Raw genomic sequence first — 18,750 nt, forward strand, 5'->3', positions numbered from 1 at the left:
TTTCAGTGATTCTCGGGCTGGACGACGAGGACAGCACCCAGGTCGTCGCCCTGGTCGATGCGGCCGAGCAGCTCGGGCTCGGCCAGGTCGGAGCGGAGGGCAGCTTCGAGCAGCACGTGGTCGACCGACTCGGGGTCGATGACGAGCACGCCGTGCTCATCGCCAGCGACGAGGTCGCCGTTCGCGACGGTGACGCCGCCGACTCGGATGTCGCGGCCGACGCCGTCGACAGCCGTGCCGAGCCGCTTCGTCGTCAGCGCGGTGAGCCCGCGAGCGTAGACGGGCAGGATGTCCGCGGTCGCGCGGAGCGCGGAGGCATCCGTCACCGGGCCCTCGACGACGATGCCTGCTGCGCCGCGCGACCGAGCCGCCGCCGCGGTCACCGCACCGACCGGCGCGTGCCGCCCGCTCGCGACCCGGATGACGAGCACCGAGCCCGGCCTGAGCGTGAGCAACGCGCGGTTCACCGCGATCGCGTCGGGCTCGACGAGGTCGACGGTGACGGCCGGACCGATCATGCGGCCCACCTCGCCGACCGGGCGGATGCCCGGGTCGCAGAACCCGTCCTCGAGGACGTGCCCGAGCGTGGGCAGCTCGACCGCCGAGACCTGCCGGATCAGTTCGGCCTGGGTCATTTCCATCTGCTCAGGCATCCGTCTCCCCGTTCGCCAGCATCGCGACGCACTCGAGCTCGAGCGAGACGCCCCAGAGGGCGACGCACACGGTCGTGCGCGCCGGGAGGTGGTCGCCGAAGTGCCGGCGGTACACCTCGTTGTAGGTCGGCAGGTGCTCCGGGTCGGTGAGGTACCCGTTGACCTTGACCACGTGGGCGAGGTCGCTGCCGACCGCCTCGAGGAGGGTGCGGAGGTTCTCGATCGCCGCCTCGAGCTGGTCTGCGAAGTCCGCGGGCGTCGTGCCGTCACCCCGCACCGGGAGCTGTCCCGACGTGTAGACCAGGTTCCCGGCCACCACGACCTGCGAGAACGCGCCGACCGGCTCAGCGACGCCCGGAACCGTCCGCACCCTCCTGATGCTCATCGGGCCGACGCCTCCGCGACGTCCGCGTCATCCGTCGTGTCGACACGGTCGATGCTGCGCAGGCTGTTGTCCGCGAGCATCATGAGCGCGACGAGCGACAGGACCGCCGCGCCTCCGATGTACCACGCGATCGACGAGCTGGCGCCGGTCGCCGCCACGAGGGCGACGGTGATCGCCGGGGTGATCGCCGAACCGAGCAGGCCCGAGAGCATGTACGCGACCGAGAGGCCGGAGTAGCGGACCTTCGAGCCGAACAACTCGGCGAGGAACGTGGCGATCGGCCCGTAGTTCGCAGAGAACGCGAGCATCATCAGCCCGTAGGCCACGAACACGAGCTCCGGGCGTCCGGTGTCGAGCAGCCAGAAGAACGGGAAGGCGAGCAGCGCCTCGGCGAGGATGCCCGCGGCGATCACCGGCTTGCGACCGACACGGTCGGAGATGCGTCCGAACAGCGGGATCGCGACGAGCGCGACGAGGCAGGCGACGAGCACGGCCCACAGCATGAGGTCCTTCGAGTGGCCGAGCTCCGACGCTCCGTAGTTGACGCCCGAGGCGACGAGCAGCGTGAAGGTCGAGCCCGTCGAGAGCGTGGCGACGCCGCCGAGCAGCACCTGCTTCCAGTAGCGCTGGATGAGGTAGGCGAACGGGAGCTTGGCCTTCGCGCCCTGCTCGCGCACCTGCTTGAAGCTGGGGGTCTCCTCGATGTTGAGGCGGATGTAGATGCCGACCGCGACGAGGATGAACGACGCGAGGAACGGAACTCGCCAGCCCCACGCGACGAGGGCCTCGCTGTCGACGGCGCCCGCGACGATCAGGAAGACCAGGTTCGCGATGAGCGTGCCGGCCGGCACGCCGATCTGCACGAGCGAGCCGTACCAGCCGCGCTTGCGGTCAGGCGAGTGCTCGACGGTCATCAGCACCGCGCCGCCCCATTCGCCGCCGAGAGCGAGTCCCTGGATGAGCCGGAGCGAGAGCAGGATGAACGGTGCGGCGATTCCGATCGTGGCGTAGTCGGGGATGAGGCCGATCGCGAACGTCGCCGCACCCATCGTGATGAGGGAGATCAGCAGCATCGACTTGCGGCCGAGCCGGTCGCCGAAGTGCCCGAACAGCACCGCGCCGACGATGCGCGCGAGGTACGCCGAGGCGAAGGTCAGGAACGCGAAGATCGTGCCCATCGCGGGATCGAGCTGCGGGAAGAAGACCTCGTTGAAGACCAGCGCCGACGCGGTCCCGAACAGGAAGAGGTCGTACCACTCGACGGTGGTGCCGATCACGCTGGCGAGCGCGATCTTCTTCATCTTCGACCGGTCGAGGCGCCCGGAGGCCTCGAGCACGGGGGGTGTTGCAGTGGTGGTCATCGTCGACTCCATCTGTGATTGGAAAGGATCGAGGGCTACTCTCGCCCGGCGAGCGGGTCGGCGGGAATCGGCAATCGCACATGATTGCGGGCGCCTCGAGTGCATCTGCACACGGCGCCGGCGGGGGCATCGGCCCACCATCCCGGAAGGCATGCGGAAACGGCGATGCGCACTCCGGGGAGTGCGCACCGCCGTCGTGACGAGCGGGGCGCGATCAGCGCGCTGCGGTCCCCACAGCCTCCCGCTCGGGCTCCGAAGCGACCTCCTCGACGCCGCACCATTCGGCGATGAAGAGGGCGATGGTCTTCGTGACGCGACGGACCGACTCGATGCTGACGCGCTCGTCGTACCCGTGGATGGCCTCGGAGACGGGGCCGTACACGAGGGCCGGGATGTCGGCGTACTGGACGAACACGCGGCCGTCGAGGTACCCCGGAGTCGTGAACGAGTGCAGCTCACTACCGAACACGGTCTCATGCGATGAGCGCAGTGCGGCCTCGGCGTCGCCGCCTTCCTCCAGCACGTAGCCCTGCGCGAAGAATCCCGTCCGGGTTGCGGTCGCCGAGATCGGGCTCCCGGCGCCGTCCGCCGTAATGCCGGCGAGCTTGTCCGTGATCTGCTGCCAGGCATCCTCGGCGCTCACGCCCGGGTACAGCGCGATGCGCAGGTCCATCTCGCACCATGCCGGGACGCTCGATCCCCAGTCCCCGCCCTGGATCTTGCCGAGGTTCAGGTTGATCGGATGGTCCAGGTCCTCGAAGTGGCGATGGCGATGCTTCTCGTCGTTCCATTCCTGCTCGAGTTCGCGGAGCCGGCCGATGACGTGGTACGCCGCGTCGATCGCATTGAACCCGCCCGCCATCTCGCGCGGATGGATCGGGTCCCCCGCCACGCGGACGCGGAACCAGATCACGCCGGTGTTCGCCCGGACGAGCATGTCCTCCTCGGGCTCCGGGATGAGCACCGCGTCGGCGACGTATCCGCGCTGCAGTGCCGACAGCGACCCGTTCCCGGTGCACTCCTCCTCGACGACCGACTGGAAGTGGATGCGCCCAGTCGGCGCGAGGCCGGCGGTGCGCAGCGCGTCGAACGCGAACAGGTTCGCGACGAGGCCGGCCTTCATGTCGCCGGCGCCGCGCCCGTAGAGCCAGTCGCCCTCGATGCGCGAATCCCACGGCGAGCCGGTCCATCCCTGCTCGGGTCCGGTCGGGACGACGTCGACGTGCCCGTTCAGGATCAGCGAGCGGCCGCGCTCGACCTCGGGGCGGTACGTGCCGACCACGTTCTCGACGCCGTCGTACGACACTTCGACGATGCCGGCGCCGGGGTGCGTGGCGAGTTCGGCCGGGTCGAGTTCCCACCGGTCCATCTCGAACCCGCGGCCGGCCATGGCGGCGTGGAGCAACTGCTGGGCGGATGCCTCGTCGGTTCGAAGCGACGGATGGCGGACGAGTTCCTGCGTGAAGGCGACCTGCTCGTCGAACGCGCGGTCGACCGCCTCGACGATCCGGTCGCGGAGCTGGGGATCCAGTGCCATGGTTCGTTACCTTTCGATCTCTGTCGCGACCTCGTCGCGGATGCGGAGCCGCTCGCCCACCAGTCCGCCGACGGCGGTGACGAGGGAGATGCCGATGAGGAGGAGCGCGGCGGACCATGACCGGTTGTCGCTCGCGGCGAGCAACGCGGTCGCGAGGAGCGGCAGGAAGCCGCTGATCGCGCCGGCGAAGTTGTACCCGAGCGCGACGCCGCTGTAGCGCAGCTTCGCCGGGAAAAGCTCGGTGAGCAGGGCTCCGGTGACCGCGTAGGCGAGCGTGATGAGCATGATGCCGAGCGTGATCGCGACGGTGATCGCGACGGGATTCATCGTGTCGATCAGCCAGAACAGCGGGAACGCCGCGGCTGCGGTCGCGAGGCCGCCGATGAGCGTCATCCGCCCCGGACCGACGCGCTCTCCGAAGCGGCCGGCGAGCACGGTCATCGGGATCTGGAAGACGGCCGCGATGAGCGTCGCGTTCACCATCACGGCGCGATCCACGCCGAGCGTGTTCGTGCCGTAGCTCACGGCGAAGGTCGTCATCACGTAGAAGCCGCCCACGCCGAGCAGGGCCGCGGCGATCGCGATGAGCAGGCGGCCCCAGGCATGCCGGAAGACGGCCAGCGCAGGGATCCGTGCACGCTCCTCGAGCTCCACGAGGTGCTTGAAGACCGGCGACTCCTCGACCTTGAGGCGGATGTACAGGGCGACGATGAGGAGGGGGAAGGCCGCGAGGAACGGCAGGCGCCAGCCCCAGGCATCGAAGGACTCGGGCGGCAGCATGAGCACGAGCGCGAAGGCTCCGGACGACAGCAGCGTGCCGACCGGCGAGCCGATCTGCACGAGCGCGGCGAACCGCCCGCGCCGCTCGATCGGTGCGTGCTCGACGGCGATCGTGACGGCGCCGCCCCACTCGCCGCCGACGGCGACGCCCTGGACCAGTCGCAGGACCGCGAGCATGATCGGCGCGGCGACGCCGATCGCGACGTAGTCGGGCAACAGTCCGATGAGGCCGGTCGCGCAGCCGATCATGACGATCGTCGTCAGGAGCGCGGGTCGCCGGCCGAACCGGTCGCCGACGTAGCCGAAGATGAGCGCGCCGATCGGGCGGGCGACGAATCCGACGCCGAAGGTCGCGAACGCCGCGAGCGTCGCCGCGGTGGCGTCGAGTTCAGTGAAGAAGAGCCGGTTGAACACGAGCGCCGCGGCCGTGCCGAAGAGGAAGTAGTCGTACCACTCGAGAGCGGTGCCGACGAAGGCGGCGCGGGCGATGCGCGAGGCATCCCGTTCGCTGACCTTGATCGAGGGTTCTGGCGTGATCGTCGCCTGGGACATGAGAGGGTGCTCCGGTCGTTCTTAGGACTCCTCGACGACGCCGTCGCCGTCGAGGCTTCACCATCATGAGCAATCGGATGCCTCGCCTCAATGTCTCGCTGCAACCGGAATCACCGACTAAAATGTGCAAGTGCACACGACGGGGTTGTCCGAGATCACCCGGCGCTGCCTCGCCGACGTCGATGTGATCGCCGCGGAGTACGCCAGCGAGGTTCGCCGACTCCCCGGGTATCCGCAGGCCGCAGTCGCCGATGAGGAGCTCTACCGGACCGCCCACCGCACCTTCGACCTCATGCTCCGACTGATCGGCGGCGGCGAGGACGTGCGGGCGCAGCTCATCGCCCACTCCGACGGCATCGGGCAGCGCCGAGCCCGGGCGGGCCTGGCCCTCGATTCGCTGCTCAGGGCGGTCAGGCTCGACTTCCGCTTCATCTGGGAGACGCTGCGTGCGCACACGGCGGAATCGGAGCTGCCCACGCTGACCGGCGAAGTGGTCGCGATCTGGGACGCGGTCGAGGTGCACACGAGTCACATCCAGTCCTCGTACATCGCCGAGCTGACCCAGATGAACCGGGAGCTCGAGCTCGAGCGGGCGACGCTCCTCCGACGGCTGCTCGTGGGCGAAGCCGACGACGAGGCGCAGCTGCAGCACGTCGCCTCCGCCTTCGGGCTTCCGATCGCCGGTCGCTTCCGGGTCCTCGTCGGGAGTCCACGGTTCGCGCGGCAGTTCCGGCGCGCGGTCACCGCGCTCAAGCTCGACGCCATCGTGCACTCGGTCGACGGCACCGAGGTCGTGATCATCCAGGAGCACCGGCTCGGCCCGCGCGGCGCAGACACGCTGCGCTCGGTCCCCGCCGGCGTCGCCCCGGCCGTGGACGGACTCGTGCGGGTCGGTGCGGCCTGGTCGACCGCGCGTCGCCTGGCGGCACACGTGCCGGCGGAGGACGTCGCCGCGACGTTGGACTCCCACTGGGAATTCCTCGTCGACGAGGGGCTGGGCAGCGCGGCCCCCCTCTTCCGCGAGGATCGCCTCGCCGAACTCGATGCGATGCCTGCCCCGCGCCGGGCACAGCTGGTCCAAGCCGTGGCGGAGTACCTTCGCAGCGGCTCGGTGACCGCGACGGCGGACGCCCTCTACCTGCATCGCAACACGTTGCTCAAGCGATTGCAGCGTTTCGAGGAGGCGACCGGACTGGATCCCACGCTGCCGCGGGACGCCGGCACCATCCGCGTGGTGCTGGGCGGTGAACTCGAGCTCGTGCGTCCGGGAGCGAACCGGCCGTGACGATGCGGCGACGTCACCGCCCGGTGGCGACGTCTCCCGCCGACGCGTGGCACAGACGTTCGCGCACCCAGTCCGCGGCATCCGCTTGGGGAAGCTCACCCGCCTGGACGAGCCGAACGAACTCGATGGCCTCCTCGCTGAGTCGCCCGTCGGCGGTGTCCGGCCCGTCCCGCAGCACGTGGACGGTGAGCCAGCGCGTGATCCGTCCGCCGACGCGCGCCGCGACGGCGACCGTGCCGGCGAAGTGCCGCGCCTGCCCGTCGGTGGCGTCGTCGACGGACGGTAGGAATCCGCGTCCGCGCAGTCGATTCCGTCCACCGGATGCCGCGTCCAACAGCCACATCGGACCGCGCCGCACCCCGGCCGCCCACCCCAGCTCCTTCAGGAAGCGCGTGGCCGAGTAGCCGCGCGCGGCGAGGCGCTCGATCGATTCGGCGAGCGCGGCACAGGCATCCACCGGTTCAGGGTAGGCGTGGGCCGGCCGACGCCGCGACTCAGCTCGGCAGCTCGATCGTGTACGAGACGATCTCGGTGATGCGTCCGTCGTCGGCGAAGTCGTAGATGTCGCACGAGGCGACGATCGAGACGTCGCCGTCGCCATCGGTGTACCGGGCCAGGCTGTCGACCACGACACTCTCCTCGCCCACGACCGAGCGGAAGCGCTGGAACTCGGTGGTGACGCGCGAGAGGTCCTTGGCAGTGCGCTCGATCGCCTTCTTCACGGCCTTCCGCCCGATCATCGGAGGGGTGCCGACGACGGTCCAGACGATGTCGTCGGCGAGGTGCGGCAGCGCGAGGTCGAACCGGTGGCTCGAGAACGCTCGCGCGATCTTCTCGGTCGTGATGTCGGTGGCGACGTCCATGTGGCTGACCCCCTCGCGCGGCATCCCGCGCCTTCGCGGATGACGGATGCGTTCAGCCTGTTCCGACCGGCTCCCGCCGTCAAGAGGTGAGGCCCACCGGGCGTCGTCCCCGACAGATCAGTCGGTGATCGGATGGCGCGCCTCGGAGCCGCCCCGAGGCGTGAGGCGGATGACCGGGATCACGCGGTCGGTGATCCGCTCGTATCTCGCGAATCCGCGTGCCGCAGCGGTGATCTCGACCCATGCAGCGTCGCGCTCGGCGCCGTGGAGCTGGTCGGCGATGACGTCGGTCCGTTCGCCCGCGAGCTCGAGGGCCACGCGATCCGGATGCGCGGCGATGTTGTAGTACCAGGAAGGGTTGCGCGGCGCACCGCTGGCGGACGCGACGATGAGTCCGCCGCCGCCCTCATCGGGGAACCACCGCACCGGCGTGCGGCGTTCCATCCCAGAGGTCTTCCCGATGGTGACGAGCACCACCTTCGTACCGCGTCGGTCGCCCCGGCGGCGGATGCGCTCGACCATCTTCGTGTTGCCCCAGCGCTCCAACCGGCTGTGCCCGGGCTGGCGCGCTCCCCGTGTCCCGTTGTGGGTGTCGAATGACATGGCGACCCCCATCCCGCTCGGCTCGGCTCGATCCTCCTCCGACGCCGGAACGCGGTCAAGCAGCGCAGGGCGCGCTCACGCGGCGACAACGTGCGAGACCTGTTCGACCACGAGCGCACCCGCGAGCACGATCATCGCGACCCCGGACACCGACGAGACGAGGCGCATCGCCGACGGTCGCGCCCGCAGCACCGCCCGCGCACCGATGCCGACCACCGAGTAGACGAGCGCGCAGCTGCCCACGAAGATGAGGCCGAGCACCGCGAGCTGCACCGGGATCGGCCAGGCGCCCGCGGCATCCGTGAACTGGGGCAGCAGCACCACCAGCACCAGCAGGCCCTTCGGGTTCAGGCCGCTCACGCCGGCGCCCTGCGCCAGCCGCGCCCAGGGTCGCGACGACGTACCGGCCGCAGCGTGGCTCGTCGCGCCATCCGCCGTCACCATCGCCGGCGGATGCCGCAGCACGCGGATGCCGAGGTAGGTCAGGTACGCCGCGGCCGCGAGGGTCAGCACGACGAGCACCCACGGCAGGGCCGCGACCGCGGCTCCGACCCCGACGGCGACGGCCGCCACCACCGCGAGGTAGCCGAGCAGGATGCCGCCGAGCGACGGCACGATGCTGCGCTCCTGCGTGCCCGCGGCGAGCACGAACGCCCAGTCGGGGCCGGGAAGCAGCACCATCAGCGTCATCACGCCCCAGCACGCGAGCAGCAGTTGTCCGTCCATGGTTCGGCCCTTCGCATCGTGACACCACGAACGTAGGTCGGATGGCGCGGAAGCCGCTTGCCAATTCATCCCGTCCGGCACGTCGCAGTGGAAGAATTCACCCCATGGATGCCACCGACCGACGAATCCTTGCCGAGCTTCAACAGGACGGGCGGCTGAGCCTCACCGACCTCGCCGATCGGGTGCAGTTGAGCATGTCGCCGACCCATCGCCGCCTGCGCGCGCTCGAGGCATCCGGCGCCATCACCGGGTACCGCGCGGTGATCGATCCCGAGGCGGTCGGACTGGGGTTCGGCGCGCTCGTCTTCGTCACGATGGACCAGGCGAATCGCGCGACCGTGCCCGCGTTCGACGCGGCGGTCGCCGAGATCCCGGACGTGATCCAGGCCCTGCGGCTGTTCGGCGACCCCGACTACCTGCTGCGCGTCGCCGTGCCCGACCTTCCCGCGTACCAGCGGCTGTGGGACGACAAGCTCTCGGCGCTGCCGGGCGTGCGGCGTGTCGAGTCGACCCTCGTGATGAAGACCATCGTCGACGACCGGCCCCTGCCGATGTGAGCAGGATGCGGCGTAGATTGGCGCTGAACGAGGAGGTTCGCGTGAGCACGACCGAGTCCACCGAGTCCACCGTCTCCGAGCCCGAGCCGCAGGTGCCCGCCGAGCACGCCGCGCCCGCCGCAGAGTCCGCGCCATCCGCATCCCCGCACGTCGACGAGCAGCAGTCACGCGCCGTCGCGGAGGCTGCACGCGAGCAGGAGTGGCGCAGGCCCAGCTTCGCCAAGGGGCTCTACCTCGGCCAGTTCGACCTCTCGCTGATCCATCCGCACCCACGGCCCACGCCCGAGCGCGTCGAACGCGGCGAGCAGTTCCTCGCCGACCTCGAGGCGTTCCTGCGCACGATCGACGCCCCCGCCATCGAGCGCGAGGCGCGCATCCCCGACGAGGTCTTCCAGGGGCTCGCCGACCTCGGATGCTTCGGCATGAAGATCCCAGTCGAGTACGGCGGGCTCGGTCTCGGCCAGTACTACTACAACCACGCGCTGAAGCTGATCGGGTCGGTCAACGCCGGCATGGTCGCGCTGCTCTCGGCGCACCAGTCGGTCGGCGTGCCCGAGCCGCTCGTGCTCGCGGGCACCGAGGAGCAGAAGCGGCGCTTCCTGCCGCGCTGCACGACCGGCGCGATCAGCGCGTTCCTGCTGACCGAGCCCGAGGTCGGCTCCGACCCGGCGCGGCTGCGCGCGACCGCGGTGCCGAGCGACGACGGATCCGAGTACGTGCTGGATGGCACCAAGCTCTGGACCACCAACGGCGTCGTCGCCGAGCTGCTCGTCGTCATGGCCCGCGTGCCACGGTCGGATGAGGATCGGGCCGACGGGCACCGCGGCGGCATCTCGGCCTTCGTCGTCGAGGCCGACTCCCCCGGCATCACCGTGCACCGCCGCAACGCCTTCATGGGCCTGCGCGGACTCGAGAACGGCCTCACGACCCTGCGCGAGGTGCGCGTGCCGGCCGAGAACCTGATCGGCCGAGAGGGCGAGGGCCTCAAGATCGCGCTCACCACGCTCAACGCGGGGCGGCTCGCGATCCCCGCCATCTGCGCAGGCGCAGGCAAGTGGAGCCTCAAGATCGCTCGGGAATGGTCGAAGGCGCGCGTGCAGTGGGGCAGGCCGGTCGGCGAGCACGCCGCCATGGCGCACAAGATCTCGTTCATCGCTGCGACGACGTTCGCGCTCGACGCGGTCGTCGACCTGTCGGGCGTGCTCGCCGACGAGGACCGCAAGGACATCCGCATCGAGGCCGCGCTCGCGAAGATGTGGGCCTCCGAGATGGGATGGCGCATCGGCGACGAGCTCGTGCAGATCCGCGGCGGTCGCGGCTTCGAGACCGCGGCATCCCTCGCCGCCCGTGGCGAGCGCGCCGTCCCCGCCGAGCAGATGCTCCGCGACCTCCGTATCAACCGCATCTTCGAGGGCTCGACCGAGATCATGCGGCTGCTCATCGCGCGCGAGGCGGTCGACGCGCACCTCAAGGCGGCGGGCGACCTCATCGACCCCGAGCAGGATCTGGCCGGCAAGCTCCGGGCCGCCGTCTCGGCGAGCGGCTTCTACGCGAAGTGGCTGCCGCAGCTCGTCGCGGGCAAGGGCGACCTGCCCACGTCGTACGACGAGTTCGGCGCCCTCGCGCCGCACCTGCGGTACGTGGAGCGAACGAGTCGCAAGCTGGCGCGCGAGACGTTCTACGGGATGGCGCGGTGGCAGGGCGGCCTCGAGAGGAAGCAGGGCTTCCTCGCCCGCATCGTCGACATCGGCGCCGAGCTGTTCGCCGTCGCGGCGTCGTGCGTGCGCGCCGCGATGATCGCCGAGGACACCCCCGAGCGCGGCAAGGCGGCGTACCAGCTCGCCGACACCTTCGCCGAGCAGTCACGTCATCGCACCGAGCGGCTGCTCGACGAGCTCTGGCGCAACACGGATGTCGCGGACGAACGCCTGGCCGAGCGCGTCCTCGACGACCGCTACACCTGGCTCGAGCAGGGCGTCCTCGACATCAGCGAGGGCACCGGCCCGTGGATCACCGAGGAGGTGCCCGACGCCGCCGAGAACGTGTCGCGTCGCGTCATCCGCCCGGCCGGCGAGGAGGCGTAGCCACCCGGCATGACTCAGGACCAACGGAAGGTCGGTGCCGCGCTGCTCGAGGTGGCGCGGCACGCGGACGTGCCGTCGCAGGCGCTGGACGACGACGGCCTGATCGACGCGATCCCCGAGCTGACGGCGCTCGGCGAAACGCCCCAGGATCGGCGCTGGCATCCCGAGGGGGACGTGCTCGTGCACTCGCTGTGGGCCGCCGACCTCGCGGCATCCCACGCCCTCGAATACGACCTCGACGGCGAACGGCGCGAGCTCCTCGTGATGGCCTCGCTCTTCCACGACGTCGGCAAGCCGCAGACCACCCGCCGCCTGAACGGGCGGATCTCCTCGCACGGGCATGCCGAGCGCGGGGGTGAGATCTTCCGCGCCACGGGTCGGCGGCTCGCGCTGCCGCGCCCCCTCGTCGACGCGGTCGTTGCCATCGTCGAGACCCACATGGCGCACCTCTCCGTGCACGGGGACCCGTCGCCCAGGGCCGTCCGTCGGCTGCAGCACCGGCTCGCGGCGGCCGGCACCTCGCTCGACGACTGGGGCATCGTCGTCCGGTGCGACGGCGAGGCGCGCGGTCCGGCGGCGCGGCCGGATGCCTCGGTGCCGTGGCGGCGCGTGGCCGCGCGGCTGCAGTGAGCGCGCCCCCTCAGCCCTCCGCGACCTTCACGCGCGGCTCGAGGTCGAGGTAGTCGCCGTAGCGATCGGCGGCGTCCCGGATCGCCCCGAGCTCGGGCTTCCGAAGGGCGCGATACGGCCGGATCTCGAAGGTGACGGCCTTCGCACTGAGCGTGCGCTTCATGCCCGCGACCAGCTGCCCCTCGACGAGCGCCATGCCGATCGCCGGCGCGCGAGCGCCACGGCCCACGAGGCCATCCGCATCGAGCACCCAGCGCGAGTCCTGGTACCCGCGGTACATCTCGTCGAGCATCTGCAGCAGGTGACCCGCCGGTTCGGCTGATGAGGGGATGTCGCGGGGTGCGTGCCAGAACGTGCGGCCGTCGTGCTCGAACGAGTCGAGGTGGTCGCCGGCCGCGGCGAGCTCGCGACCGCGCCGCGCGTCGGTCAGCGTGAGCGTCGCCCAGTACGCGAGGTCCCGGTCGGTCGCCGGCCCATGCGAGGTGAAGTACCGCAGCGCAAGCTCGGCCAGCGCCTCGTCGCGGTCGAGGCGCCGTGGGTCGGGCACCCGGTCGGCGAACAGGGCGTACGTGTGCTCGCCGTCGCGCGGCACGCCGCTGCACACGATCGCGTGCATCTCGAGGTGCGCCATCAGCAGCATGAGCTGGAAGCCGGTGAGTGCGGTCCCGCGCTCACGTTCGGCGACGATGTCGGCGAGGTCGCTGCGGGTGCGGCCGGGGTGCTCCGCAAGCGTGGTGGTGAGGAGGTCGATGAGCGGCGACATCCGCTCGCCCAGCCCTTGCACCTGTTGGTCGATGACCGGCAGCACCCGCGGCGCGGTCAGGTCGAGCAGCCACTTCGCGTCGTCGGCGTGGACGTAGTGCCACGTGGGCCGGAGGACGTGCGTGCGCAGCACGCGTCCGCTCGCGATCGCCCCGCCGAGATCATCCTGATCGGACGCCGCAGTGCGGGTGGCCACCGCCCACGCGGATTGCGACGGGTTCTCGGCCTGCACGCCCAGGAGCGTGCGGACGACCTGCTCGGCGTCCGCGACGGGCGCCGCCAGCAGCTGCGAGTGCAGCCGCCAGCGGGCGAGGTCGCGGTCGGTGGTCACACCTGCGCGTCCTCGAGGTGCGGGGCACCGTGACTGAGCACCTTCACGACGAGGTTGTGGCGGCGCAGCGTGCGGATGGTGCGGGCGACCTCGTCGGGCGTGCGGCCGAGCGCGCGCTCGTTCACGACGACGAGGACATCGCCCGCGCGGAGCGTCTCGAACAGGCGGGCGAGGCGCTGCTCCCACGACTCGGGCGCCTCGGGCGTGGGATACCGGAAGTCGAGGATCTGCACGCCGAACCGCGTCAGGTCGCCCCGCTGCTCGACGATGGGCGGCATGTCGTCGCGCGGCACCACGAGGCCCACGAGGCGCGATCCCTCGGGGCGCGCCTTCCACCAGTCGCGGTTGCGCTGCAGCTCCTCGAAGCACTCGGGGCAGCCGATCGCGTGATGGCCCGGCCCGTGGGCGCCACCCGGTGCGTCGATCATCGCCCGCCCCGCGGCATCCGTCGTCGAACCGGTCGTGTCGCTGCCCATGTCGGAACCCCTTCGTGTCGGTTCCATTCTCGCCGACGTGGGGCGGAACGACCGTGCCGCACGCCCGATACGGTGACGAGACGACATCGCGGGGCACGGGGGGATCATGGCCGAGCGGACGAACCTGGAGGCGAACGGCTGGACGGCGTTCTGGAACCGCGGCGGGTGGTGGAGGGCCGTCGGCGTCGCGGTCGCGTACCTCGCCGTGTACCAGCTGCTCCCGTTGATCGTGCAGCCGCTCTCGAACGGCGTCGTCGACCCCGAGGACCTGTTCGCGACACCGGGCAGCGTCTTCTTCGGGCTCGCGCTGCCGGTGATCCTCGGCTCGATCGTGCTCGTCGTGTTCGCCTGGTCGATCGGATGGTTCCCGCGGCCCTTGTTCTCACGCCAGCCCGTGCGGGGGAGCTGGTGGATGTGGATCGCCCCGGTGCTCGTGGTCATCCCGATCGTGCTGCGGCTCATCGGCATCGACTACGGGGCGTACTCGCCCGGCGTGATCGCGATGACATTCGTGGCCGGCGCCTTCATCGGGCTCTCGGAGGAACTGCTGACGCGCGGCATCGCCGTCACGCTGCTGCGCCGCTGCGGCTACCGGGAATGGGCCGTGGCCCTGCTCTCGACGCTGATCTTCGCGCTGCTGCACAGCACCAACCTGTTCACCGGCCAGCCGCTCACGACGGTGGGCTTCACGCTGCTCTACACGTTCGCGTTCGGCATCCTCATGTACCTGACGCTGCGTGCGACGGGGAACCTGATCTGGCCGATCATCCTGCACGCCCTCACCGACCCGACGACCTTCCTCGCGACGGGCGGGATCGACCAGGCGAGCGCCGCGGCGGAGAACCCCGCGCTCATCCTGGCGGGCCCGGCGACGTTCCTCCTCATCGCCGGGGCCCTGGTGCTGCTCATCTTCATCCGGGGCGACGCGCAGGGGCGCGCCGCGGCAGGCGAGGCGGATGAGGCAGACGACGCGCCGGCGCCACGCACGGCCTGATCACGCGATCCGCAGCACCACGCTCCCGCGCTTGCGCCCGGTGTCGACGTAGCGGTGCGCCTCGACGATGTCGTCGAGCGCATACGTGCGGTCGATGATGGGTCGCAGCGCGCCGGACTCGGCGAGCACGGCGAGGCGTGCCATCCCGTCGGCGCCCATCTCGCCGCCGCGATGGTCGACCCGGATGCCGCTGCGCCGGGTCTGCCGGCCGGCGGCGAGCATGCCGCGCAGGTCGGCGATCACCAGCAGCAGCGCGCCGCCGGGACGGATGAGGTGCGCGACCCGTTCGAACGGCGCGTTGCCGACGCAGTCCACGACCACGTCGTACCGGGCGTCGGAGCCGGCCGCGGCGAAGTCGTCGCGCGTGTAGTCGACGACGTGTGCGGCGCCGAGCGAGCGGACGAGCTCGGCGTTGCGGCCGCTCGTCACCGCGGTGACCGCCGCGCCGCGCTGGGACGCGAGCTGCACGACGGCCGAGCCGACCGCGCCCGAGGCGCCGTTCACGAGCACCTCGGTGCCCGGGCGGATCTCGACCTGGGCGAGGTAGCGGATGGCGGTGTGCCCGCCGAAGATCACGGCCGCGGCCTCGTCGAACGACAGGTTCGCGGGCTTGTGCGCGACCTCGCCGCTCTCGGCGATCGTGACGTACTCGGCGTGGCCGCCGAAGCTCGCGCCGCGCATGAGGAACACCTCGTCGCCCGGCGCGAAGCGCGTGACGTCGGCGCCGACCGCCTCGACGACGCCCGCCGCTTCCATGCCGAGGACGCGCATGCGGGGACGGAAGAACCCGATCGTCGGTCCCACGACGAGGCCGAGGCCGCGCGGCACCTCGCGGGTGCGGAGGCGGTGGTCGGCGATGCTCACGGTCGAGGCGTGCACGCGCACGAGCAGTTCGTTCGGTTCGGCCTCCGGCCTCGGCACGTCGGCGACGCGCACCACCTCGGGGGCGCCGAAGCGGTCGGCGACCGCGGCGCGCATCGTCGTCTGCCGGCGAGCGGATGTCTCGGATTCGCGGTGCGCGGTGGTCATGATCTGCTCCCTTACCTTGTAAGTCTTACGTCGTAAGATACGCCTGCGGCGCGCCCATGTCCAGAGGTGCGTCGAAATTTCCCTGACGACGTAAGGTGGAGGCATGCCGGCCTCGAGGAACGCCACGCGCACGCGGCTCAGCCGCGACGGCGTGCTGCGCACCGCGCTCGCGCTGGCCGACCGCAACGGTCTCGACGGGCTCACGATGCGGGCGCTCGCCGACGAGCTCGGCGTCGAGGCGATGTCGATCTACTACCACTTGCCGAACAAGGACGCGATCCTCGACGGCGTCGTCGAGGAGGTCTTCGCCGAGGTCGAGGCCGAGGTGGGCGGCTTCGAGGTACCCGAGGCGACGGATGGCGCGCGCTGGGCGACCGCGCTGCGGGAACGCATCCTCGGGGCGAGGCGCGTGCTGCTGCGCCATCCGTGGGCCCCGTGGATCATGAACGCGCGCGGCGCCTCGGGACCGAATGCGATGCGCCACGTCGACGGCATCGTCGGCATCATGCGCGCCGGCGGCATGTCGTACGACCTCATCCACCACGCGCTGCACGCGATCGGCAGCCGGGTCTACGGCTACGTGCAGGAGCTCAGCGACGACAAGGCCGCGCCAGCGCCGGTCGAGCTCGAGCAGCTCGCCGCCCTCGCGCCGAACCTCGCCGGCATGCTCGGCGAGGTCGCGCACGACGATCCCGACTCGACCCTCGGCTGGTGCGACGACCAGACCGAGTTCGAGTTCGGTCTCGACCTGCTGCTCGAGGGCCTCGAGCGACGGCGGGTCGCCGGGGTGCAGCCGCTCAGCGGCTGAGCGACGCCTCGGCGTCGAGCCGCGCGAGCTTGTCGGGGTTCGCGACCGAGTAGATCCGCGTGATGAGCCCGTGCTCGACGGTGACGCTCAACACCGCGGCGAGCTGCCCGTCGACCTCGACCCGGAGGCCGGGCGCGCCGTTGACCCACACGAGGCTCGCGACCGGATGCACGGCCCACTTCGCGAGTCCGCCGCGCAGGTAGGCCACCAGCTTGTCGGCACCGCGGATGGGGCGCCGGGCCGCGCCGCGCACCTTGCCGCCGCCGTCGGCGATGGCGACCACGTCGGGCGCGAGCACGTCCATGAGTTCCTGGACCTGGCCGGTGTTGAACGCGACCATGAGCCGCTCGAGCACGCGCTCCTGTTCGCTCGGCTCGACGTGGACCCGGGGCTGGCGGGCCGCGACGTGCTCCTTCGCCCGATGCCCGATCTGGCGCACGGCTGCCGGCGTCTTGCCGACGGCCTCCGCGATCTCGTCGTACGGAAGGTCGAACACCTCGCGCAGCACGAACACGGCGCGTTCGGCCGGGCCGAGCGTCTCGAGCACGGTGAGCATCGCCATCGACACCGACTCGGCGAGCGCGACGTCGTCCGCGACATCCGGGCTGGTCATCACCGGTTCGGGCAACCACTCCCCCACGTAGTCCTCGCGGCGTCGCGCCAGAGTGCGCAGGTGGTTGAGGGATTGCCGCGTGACGATGCGCACGAGGTAGGCGCGCGGCTCGCGCACCTCGGACCGGTCCACGGCCGCCCAGCGCAGCCAGGACTCCTGCAGCACGTCCTCCGCGTCGGCGGCCGAACCCAGCAGCTCGTAGGCGACCGTGAACAGCAGGTTGCGATGGGTGACGAACGGGTCGGTGGTCATCACGGCCACCCTACGCGGCACCGGCGACGCCGGCGCCGGCGGCCGAACGGGTCGCGAGTGGCGGCAGGCCACAGGCGTCCGCGAAGTGCTCCGAGCGGATGCCGAGCGCGATGTTGCCCCGCGCGGTCGCGTTCATGAGGCCCACCTTCGCGCTCAGCTCGACCATCGCGGCCGGCCCGAGCTCGGCGAGCAGCGCGTCCGACAGCTCGTCGGTGACGGCGACCGGGGTCTGGCACATCGCCTCCGCGTACTCCATCACGCGGCGCTCGAGGGGCGTGAAGGCGGATGACTCGCGCCACCGCGGCACCTCGCGCGCCTTCGCCTCGTCGAGGCCGTGGTCGTGCGCCATGAAGTAGTGGAAGTCGAGGCACCAACTGCACCCGATCGCCGCGGCCGCGGCCATCGTGGCGAACGAGCCCAGGCTCCGGTCGAGGGCGCTCCACTTCTCGGACCTGCGGCCGATGCGCATGAGGTCCATGAGCACGGGCCTGTTGTGCCACATCACGCCGACCGAGTCGGGCACGCGGCCCAGCATCCGGCGAGCGCCGAACTTCGCGAGCGCGCCGATCGGGCCGGTGAGCTCGGCGGCGGGGATTCGTGCGGTGGTCATGGTCTCCTCCAACGTCTCGGATCGTTCGTCGACATGGAGACACCGCCCGGACTGCGGTTGTGACATCCGGAGGCCTCGGCACCTCGCTCGGGCCCCACCCGGACCGGCGAGAGTATGCCATTCGCACCGTTCGCGGGGCCGTATCGGTGCGATTGGCATACTCTCGCGCCACAAGAGGGGCGGCGGATGTCGCGACGGGTGTCGATTCGGGGGCTGCTCGCTCGTTCAACAGATGTGGGGCCCGCACGGTGCAGCCCCGGAACGGAGCAGACGATGGGCACCATCACCGTGTTCGCGAGCGTCACCCTCGACGGCGTCATGCAGGCTCCGGGCCGACCCGACGAGGATCCGCGGGGCGGGTTCACGCACGGAGGCTGGGCGTTGCCGTACCAGGACGAGGTCGCCGGGCGGTTCGCGGCCGAGGGGATGTCGCAGGGCGGCGCCATCCTGTTCGGACACCGGACGTACGACGACCTCATGGGCTTCTGGACGAGCACGCCCGAGCCGAACCCGTTCACCGAGGCGCTGGTCGCCGCCGACAAGTTCGTGGCCACGCGGCGTCGCGACATCCGGCTCGATCACCCGAACTCGACCGCGCTGGTGGGCGAGGCGAGCGACACGGTCGCGCGCCTGCGCGCCGAGCGCGACGGCGGCATCACGGTGCTCGGCAGCGGCGAGCTCGTGCGTGCGCTGATCGCCGCGGGCCTCGTCGACGACCTCGTGCTGCTGCAGCATCCGCTCGTGCTCGGCACCGGCACGAAGCTGTTCGACACGACGCCGGTCGCGCTCGAGCTCCAGCGCTCGCTGACCACCACGACCGGCGTGATCATCGGCCAGTACGCTGTGCGGTGAACGGGGG

The 18,750-nt window shown here is 71.1% G+C and carries 21 protein-coding genes; 7 read left to right on the forward strand and 14 right to left on the reverse strand.

The window, feature by feature from the left end; genetic code table 11:
- Positions 1-2: 2 nt before the first annotated feature.
- The 5 genes from ACFQ58_RS13570 to ACFQ58_RS13590 all read right to left on the reverse strand — a co-directional run bounded on the left by ACFQ58_RS13570 (position 3) and on the right by ACFQ58_RS13590 (position 5,268).
- Entirely contained in the window at positions 3-635 is a 633-nt protein-coding gene (locus ACFQ58_RS13570) for an RraA family protein (protein WP_376951678.1), read from the reverse strand.
- 10 nt (positions 636-645) lie between these two features.
- The gene (locus tag ACFQ58_RS13575; protein WP_376951679.1) at positions 646-1,038 is read right to left on the reverse strand and encodes a RidA family protein; all 393 of its coding nucleotides are present in this window, start codon (positions 1,036-1,038) and stop codon (positions 646-648) included.
- Positions 1,035-2,399, reverse strand: a complete 1,365-nt coding sequence (locus tag ACFQ58_RS13580; protein ID WP_376951680.1) for an MFS transporter — start codon at positions 2,397-2,399, stop codon at positions 1,035-1,037. The genes ACFQ58_RS13575 and ACFQ58_RS13580 overlap by 4 nt, the downstream gene beginning before the upstream one ends.
- Positions 2,400-2,613: 214 nt before the next feature.
- Positions 2,614-3,936, reverse strand: a complete 1,323-nt coding sequence (locus tag ACFQ58_RS13585) for an ArgE/DapE family deacylase (RefSeq protein WP_376951681.1) — start codon at positions 3,934-3,936, stop codon at positions 2,614-2,616.
- A gap of 6 nt (positions 3,937-3,942) precedes the next feature.
- Complete coding sequence (locus tag ACFQ58_RS13590; protein WP_376951682.1) at positions 3,943-5,268, reverse strand: MFS transporter; 1,326 nt, start codon at positions 5,266-5,268, stop codon at positions 3,943-3,945.
- Between the two features lie 130 nt (positions 5,269-5,398).
- Here ACFQ58_RS13590 and ACFQ58_RS13595 point away from each other — a divergent pair, with 130 nt between their 5' ends.
- The gene (locus ACFQ58_RS13595) at positions 5,399-6,553 is read left to right on the forward strand and encodes a PucR family transcriptional regulator (RefSeq protein ID WP_376951683.1); all 1,155 of its coding nucleotides are present in this window, start codon (positions 5,399-5,401) and stop codon (positions 6,551-6,553) included.
- Between the two features lie 13 nt (positions 6,554-6,566).
- Here ACFQ58_RS13595 and ACFQ58_RS13600 read toward each other — a convergent pair whose 3' ends face one another.
- The 4 genes from ACFQ58_RS13600 to ACFQ58_RS13615 form a co-directional block, all read right to left on the reverse strand.
- Positions 6,567-7,010, reverse strand: a complete 444-nt coding sequence (locus ACFQ58_RS13600) for a hypothetical protein (protein ID WP_376951684.1) — start codon at positions 7,008-7,010, stop codon at positions 6,567-6,569.
- 37 nt (positions 7,011-7,047) lie between these two features.
- Positions 7,048-7,416 (reverse strand): nuclear transport factor 2 family protein, encoded by a 369-nt coding sequence (locus tag ACFQ58_RS13605; protein WP_376951685.1) that lies wholly within the window; start codon positions 7,414-7,416, stop codon positions 7,048-7,050.
- Positions 7,417-7,533: 117 nt separating this feature from the next.
- A complete protein-coding gene (locus tag ACFQ58_RS13610) occupies positions 7,534-8,019 on the reverse strand; it encodes a nitroreductase/quinone reductase family protein (protein ID WP_376951686.1) in 486 nt (161 codons plus the stop codon).
- A 75-nt stretch (positions 8,020-8,094) separates the two neighbouring features.
- Positions 8,095-8,745: a LysE family translocator gene (locus ACFQ58_RS13615; RefSeq protein WP_376951687.1), complete on the reverse strand. Its 651-nt coding sequence runs from the start codon at positions 8,743-8,745 to the stop codon at positions 8,095-8,097.
- Between the two features lie 104 nt (positions 8,746-8,849).
- On the opposite strand from ACFQ58_RS13615, the gene ACFQ58_RS13620 reads away from it, so the two are divergent.
- From ACFQ58_RS13620 to ACFQ58_RS13630, 3 genes are all read left to right on the forward strand, one after another.
- On the forward strand, positions 8,850-9,302 hold the full coding sequence (locus ACFQ58_RS13620; protein WP_376951688.1) for an Lrp/AsnC family transcriptional regulator: 453 nt from the start codon (positions 8,850-8,852) through the stop codon (positions 9,300-9,302).
- 92 nt (positions 9,303-9,394) lie between these two features.
- Positions 9,395-11,386 carry an acyl-CoA dehydrogenase family protein gene (locus ACFQ58_RS13625; RefSeq protein ID WP_376952026.1) on the forward strand — a complete coding sequence of 664 codons (1,992 nt, stop codon included), beginning with the start codon at positions 9,395-9,397 and terminating at the stop codon, positions 11,384-11,386.
- A gap of 9 nt (positions 11,387-11,395) precedes the next feature.
- Positions 11,396-12,016: an HD domain-containing protein gene (locus tag ACFQ58_RS13630; RefSeq protein ID WP_376951689.1), complete on the forward strand. Its 621-nt coding sequence runs from the start codon at positions 11,396-11,398 to the stop codon at positions 12,014-12,016.
- Positions 12,017-12,026: 10 nt separating this feature from the next.
- Here ACFQ58_RS13630 and ACFQ58_RS13635 read toward each other — a convergent pair whose 3' ends face one another.
- Positions 12,027-13,109, reverse strand: coding sequence for a winged helix DNA-binding domain-containing protein (locus tag ACFQ58_RS13635; RefSeq protein WP_376951690.1), 1,083 nt, complete (start codon positions 13,107-13,109; stop codon positions 12,027-12,029).
- Positions 13,106-13,585 (reverse strand): dehydrogenase, encoded by a 480-nt coding sequence (locus tag ACFQ58_RS13640; RefSeq protein WP_376951691.1) that lies wholly within the window; start codon positions 13,583-13,585, stop codon positions 13,106-13,108. The genes ACFQ58_RS13635 and ACFQ58_RS13640 overlap by 4 nt, the downstream gene beginning before the upstream one ends.
- Positions 13,586-13,691: 106 nt before the next feature.
- Between ACFQ58_RS13640 and ACFQ58_RS13645 the strand changes: the two genes are divergently transcribed.
- Positions 13,692-14,579 (forward strand): CPBP family intramembrane glutamic endopeptidase, encoded by an 888-nt coding sequence (locus ACFQ58_RS13645; RefSeq protein ID WP_376951692.1) that lies wholly within the window; start codon positions 13,692-13,694, stop codon positions 14,577-14,579.
- Here ACFQ58_RS13645 and ACFQ58_RS13650 read toward each other — a convergent pair whose 3' ends face one another.
- Positions 14,580-15,608: an NAD(P)-dependent alcohol dehydrogenase gene (locus ACFQ58_RS13650; RefSeq protein WP_376951693.1), complete on the reverse strand. Its 1,029-nt coding sequence runs from the start codon at positions 15,606-15,608 to the stop codon at positions 14,580-14,582.
- 103 nt (positions 15,609-15,711) lie between these two features.
- On the opposite strand from ACFQ58_RS13650, the gene ACFQ58_RS13655 reads away from it, so the two are divergent.
- On the forward strand, positions 15,712-16,416 hold the full coding sequence (locus ACFQ58_RS13655) for a TetR/AcrR family transcriptional regulator (protein WP_376951694.1): 705 nt from the start codon (positions 15,712-15,714) through the stop codon (positions 16,414-16,416).
- Here ACFQ58_RS13655 and ACFQ58_RS13660 read toward each other — a convergent pair.
- Both ACFQ58_RS13660 and ACFQ58_RS13665 read right to left on the reverse strand, forming a co-directional pair.
- Positions 16,406-17,281, reverse strand: a complete 876-nt coding sequence (locus ACFQ58_RS13660; RefSeq protein WP_376951695.1) for an RNA polymerase sigma-70 factor — start codon at positions 17,279-17,281, stop codon at positions 16,406-16,408. The two genes, ACFQ58_RS13655 and ACFQ58_RS13660, sit on opposite strands and share 11 nt — an antisense overlap.
- 10 nt (positions 17,282-17,291) lie before the next feature.
- Complete coding sequence (locus tag ACFQ58_RS13665) at positions 17,292-17,891, reverse strand: carboxymuconolactone decarboxylase family protein (protein WP_376951696.1); 600 nt, start codon at positions 17,889-17,891, stop codon at positions 17,292-17,294.
- 273 nt (positions 17,892-18,164) lie between these two features.
- Between ACFQ58_RS13665 and ACFQ58_RS13670 the strand changes: the two genes are divergently transcribed.
- A complete protein-coding gene (locus ACFQ58_RS13670) occupies positions 18,165-18,743 on the forward strand; it encodes a dihydrofolate reductase family protein (RefSeq protein ID WP_376951697.1) in 579 nt (192 codons plus the stop codon).
- The last annotated feature ends 7 nt before the right edge of the window (positions 18,744-18,750 follow it).

The sequence above is a fragment of the Agromyces sp. NPDC056523 genome (assembly GCF_042794545.1).
GTDB lineage: Bacteria > Actinomycetota > Actinomycetes > Actinomycetales > Microbacteriaceae > Agromyces.

Coding starts and splice junctions, on each gene's coding strand:
- ACFQ58_RS13650 (WP_376951693.1), bottom strand. CDS start 15,608: ATGACCACCGCGCACCGCGAATCCGAGACATCCGCTCGCCGGCAGACG.
- ACFQ58_RS13660 (WP_376951695.1), bottom strand. CDS start 17,281: ATGACCACCGACCCGTTCGTCACCCATCGCAACCTGCTGTTCACGGTC.
- ACFQ58_RS13620 (WP_376951688.1), top strand. CDS start 8,850: ATGGATGCCACCGACCGACGAATCCTTGCCGAGCTTCAACAGGACGGG.
- ACFQ58_RS13630 (WP_376951689.1), top strand. CDS start 11,396: ATGACTCAGGACCAACGGAAGGTCGGTGCCGCGCTGCTCGAGGTGGCG.
- ACFQ58_RS13645 (WP_376951692.1), top strand. CDS start 13,692: ATGGCCGAGCGGACGAACCTGGAGGCGAACGGCTGGACGGCGTTCTGG.
- ACFQ58_RS13665 (WP_376951696.1), bottom strand. CDS start 17,891: ATGACCACCGCACGAATCCCCGCCGCCGAGCTCACCGGCCCGATCGGC.
- ACFQ58_RS13615 (WP_376951687.1), bottom strand. CDS start 8,745: ATGGACGGACAACTGCTGCTCGCGTGCTGGGGCGTGATGACGCTGATG.
- ACFQ58_RS13610 (WP_376951686.1), bottom strand. CDS start 8,019: ATGTCATTCGACACCCACAACGGGACACGGGGAGCGCGCCAGCCCGGG.
- ACFQ58_RS13585 (WP_376951681.1), bottom strand. CDS start 3,936: ATGGCACTGGATCCCCAGCTCCGCGACCGGATCGTCGAGGCGGTCGAC.
- ACFQ58_RS13590 (WP_376951682.1), bottom strand. CDS start 5,268: ATGTCCCAGGCGACGATCACGCCAGAACCCTCGATCAAGGTCAGCGAA.
- ACFQ58_RS13580 (WP_376951680.1), bottom strand. CDS start 2,399: ATGACCACCACTGCAACACCCCCCGTGCTCGAGGCCTCCGGGCGCCTC.
- ACFQ58_RS13605 (WP_376951685.1), bottom strand. CDS start 7,416: ATGGACGTCGCCACCGACATCACGACCGAGAAGATCGCGCGAGCGTTC.
- ACFQ58_RS13640 (WP_376951691.1), bottom strand. CDS start 13,585: ATGGGCAGCGACACGACCGGTTCGACGACGGATGCCGCGGGGCGGGCG.
- ACFQ58_RS13670 (WP_376951697.1), top strand. CDS start 18,165: ATGGGCACCATCACCGTGTTCGCGAGCGTCACCCTCGACGGCGTCATG.
- ACFQ58_RS13570 (WP_376951678.1), bottom strand. CDS start 635: ATGACCCAGGCCGAACTGATCCGGCAGGTCTCGGCGGTCGAGCTGCCC.
- ACFQ58_RS13655 (WP_376951694.1), top strand. CDS start 15,712: ATGCCGGCCTCGAGGAACGCCACGCGCACGCGGCTCAGCCGCGACGGC.
- ACFQ58_RS13575 (WP_376951679.1), bottom strand. CDS start 1,038: ATGAGCATCAGGAGGGTGCGGACGGTTCCGGGCGTCGCTGAGCCGGTC.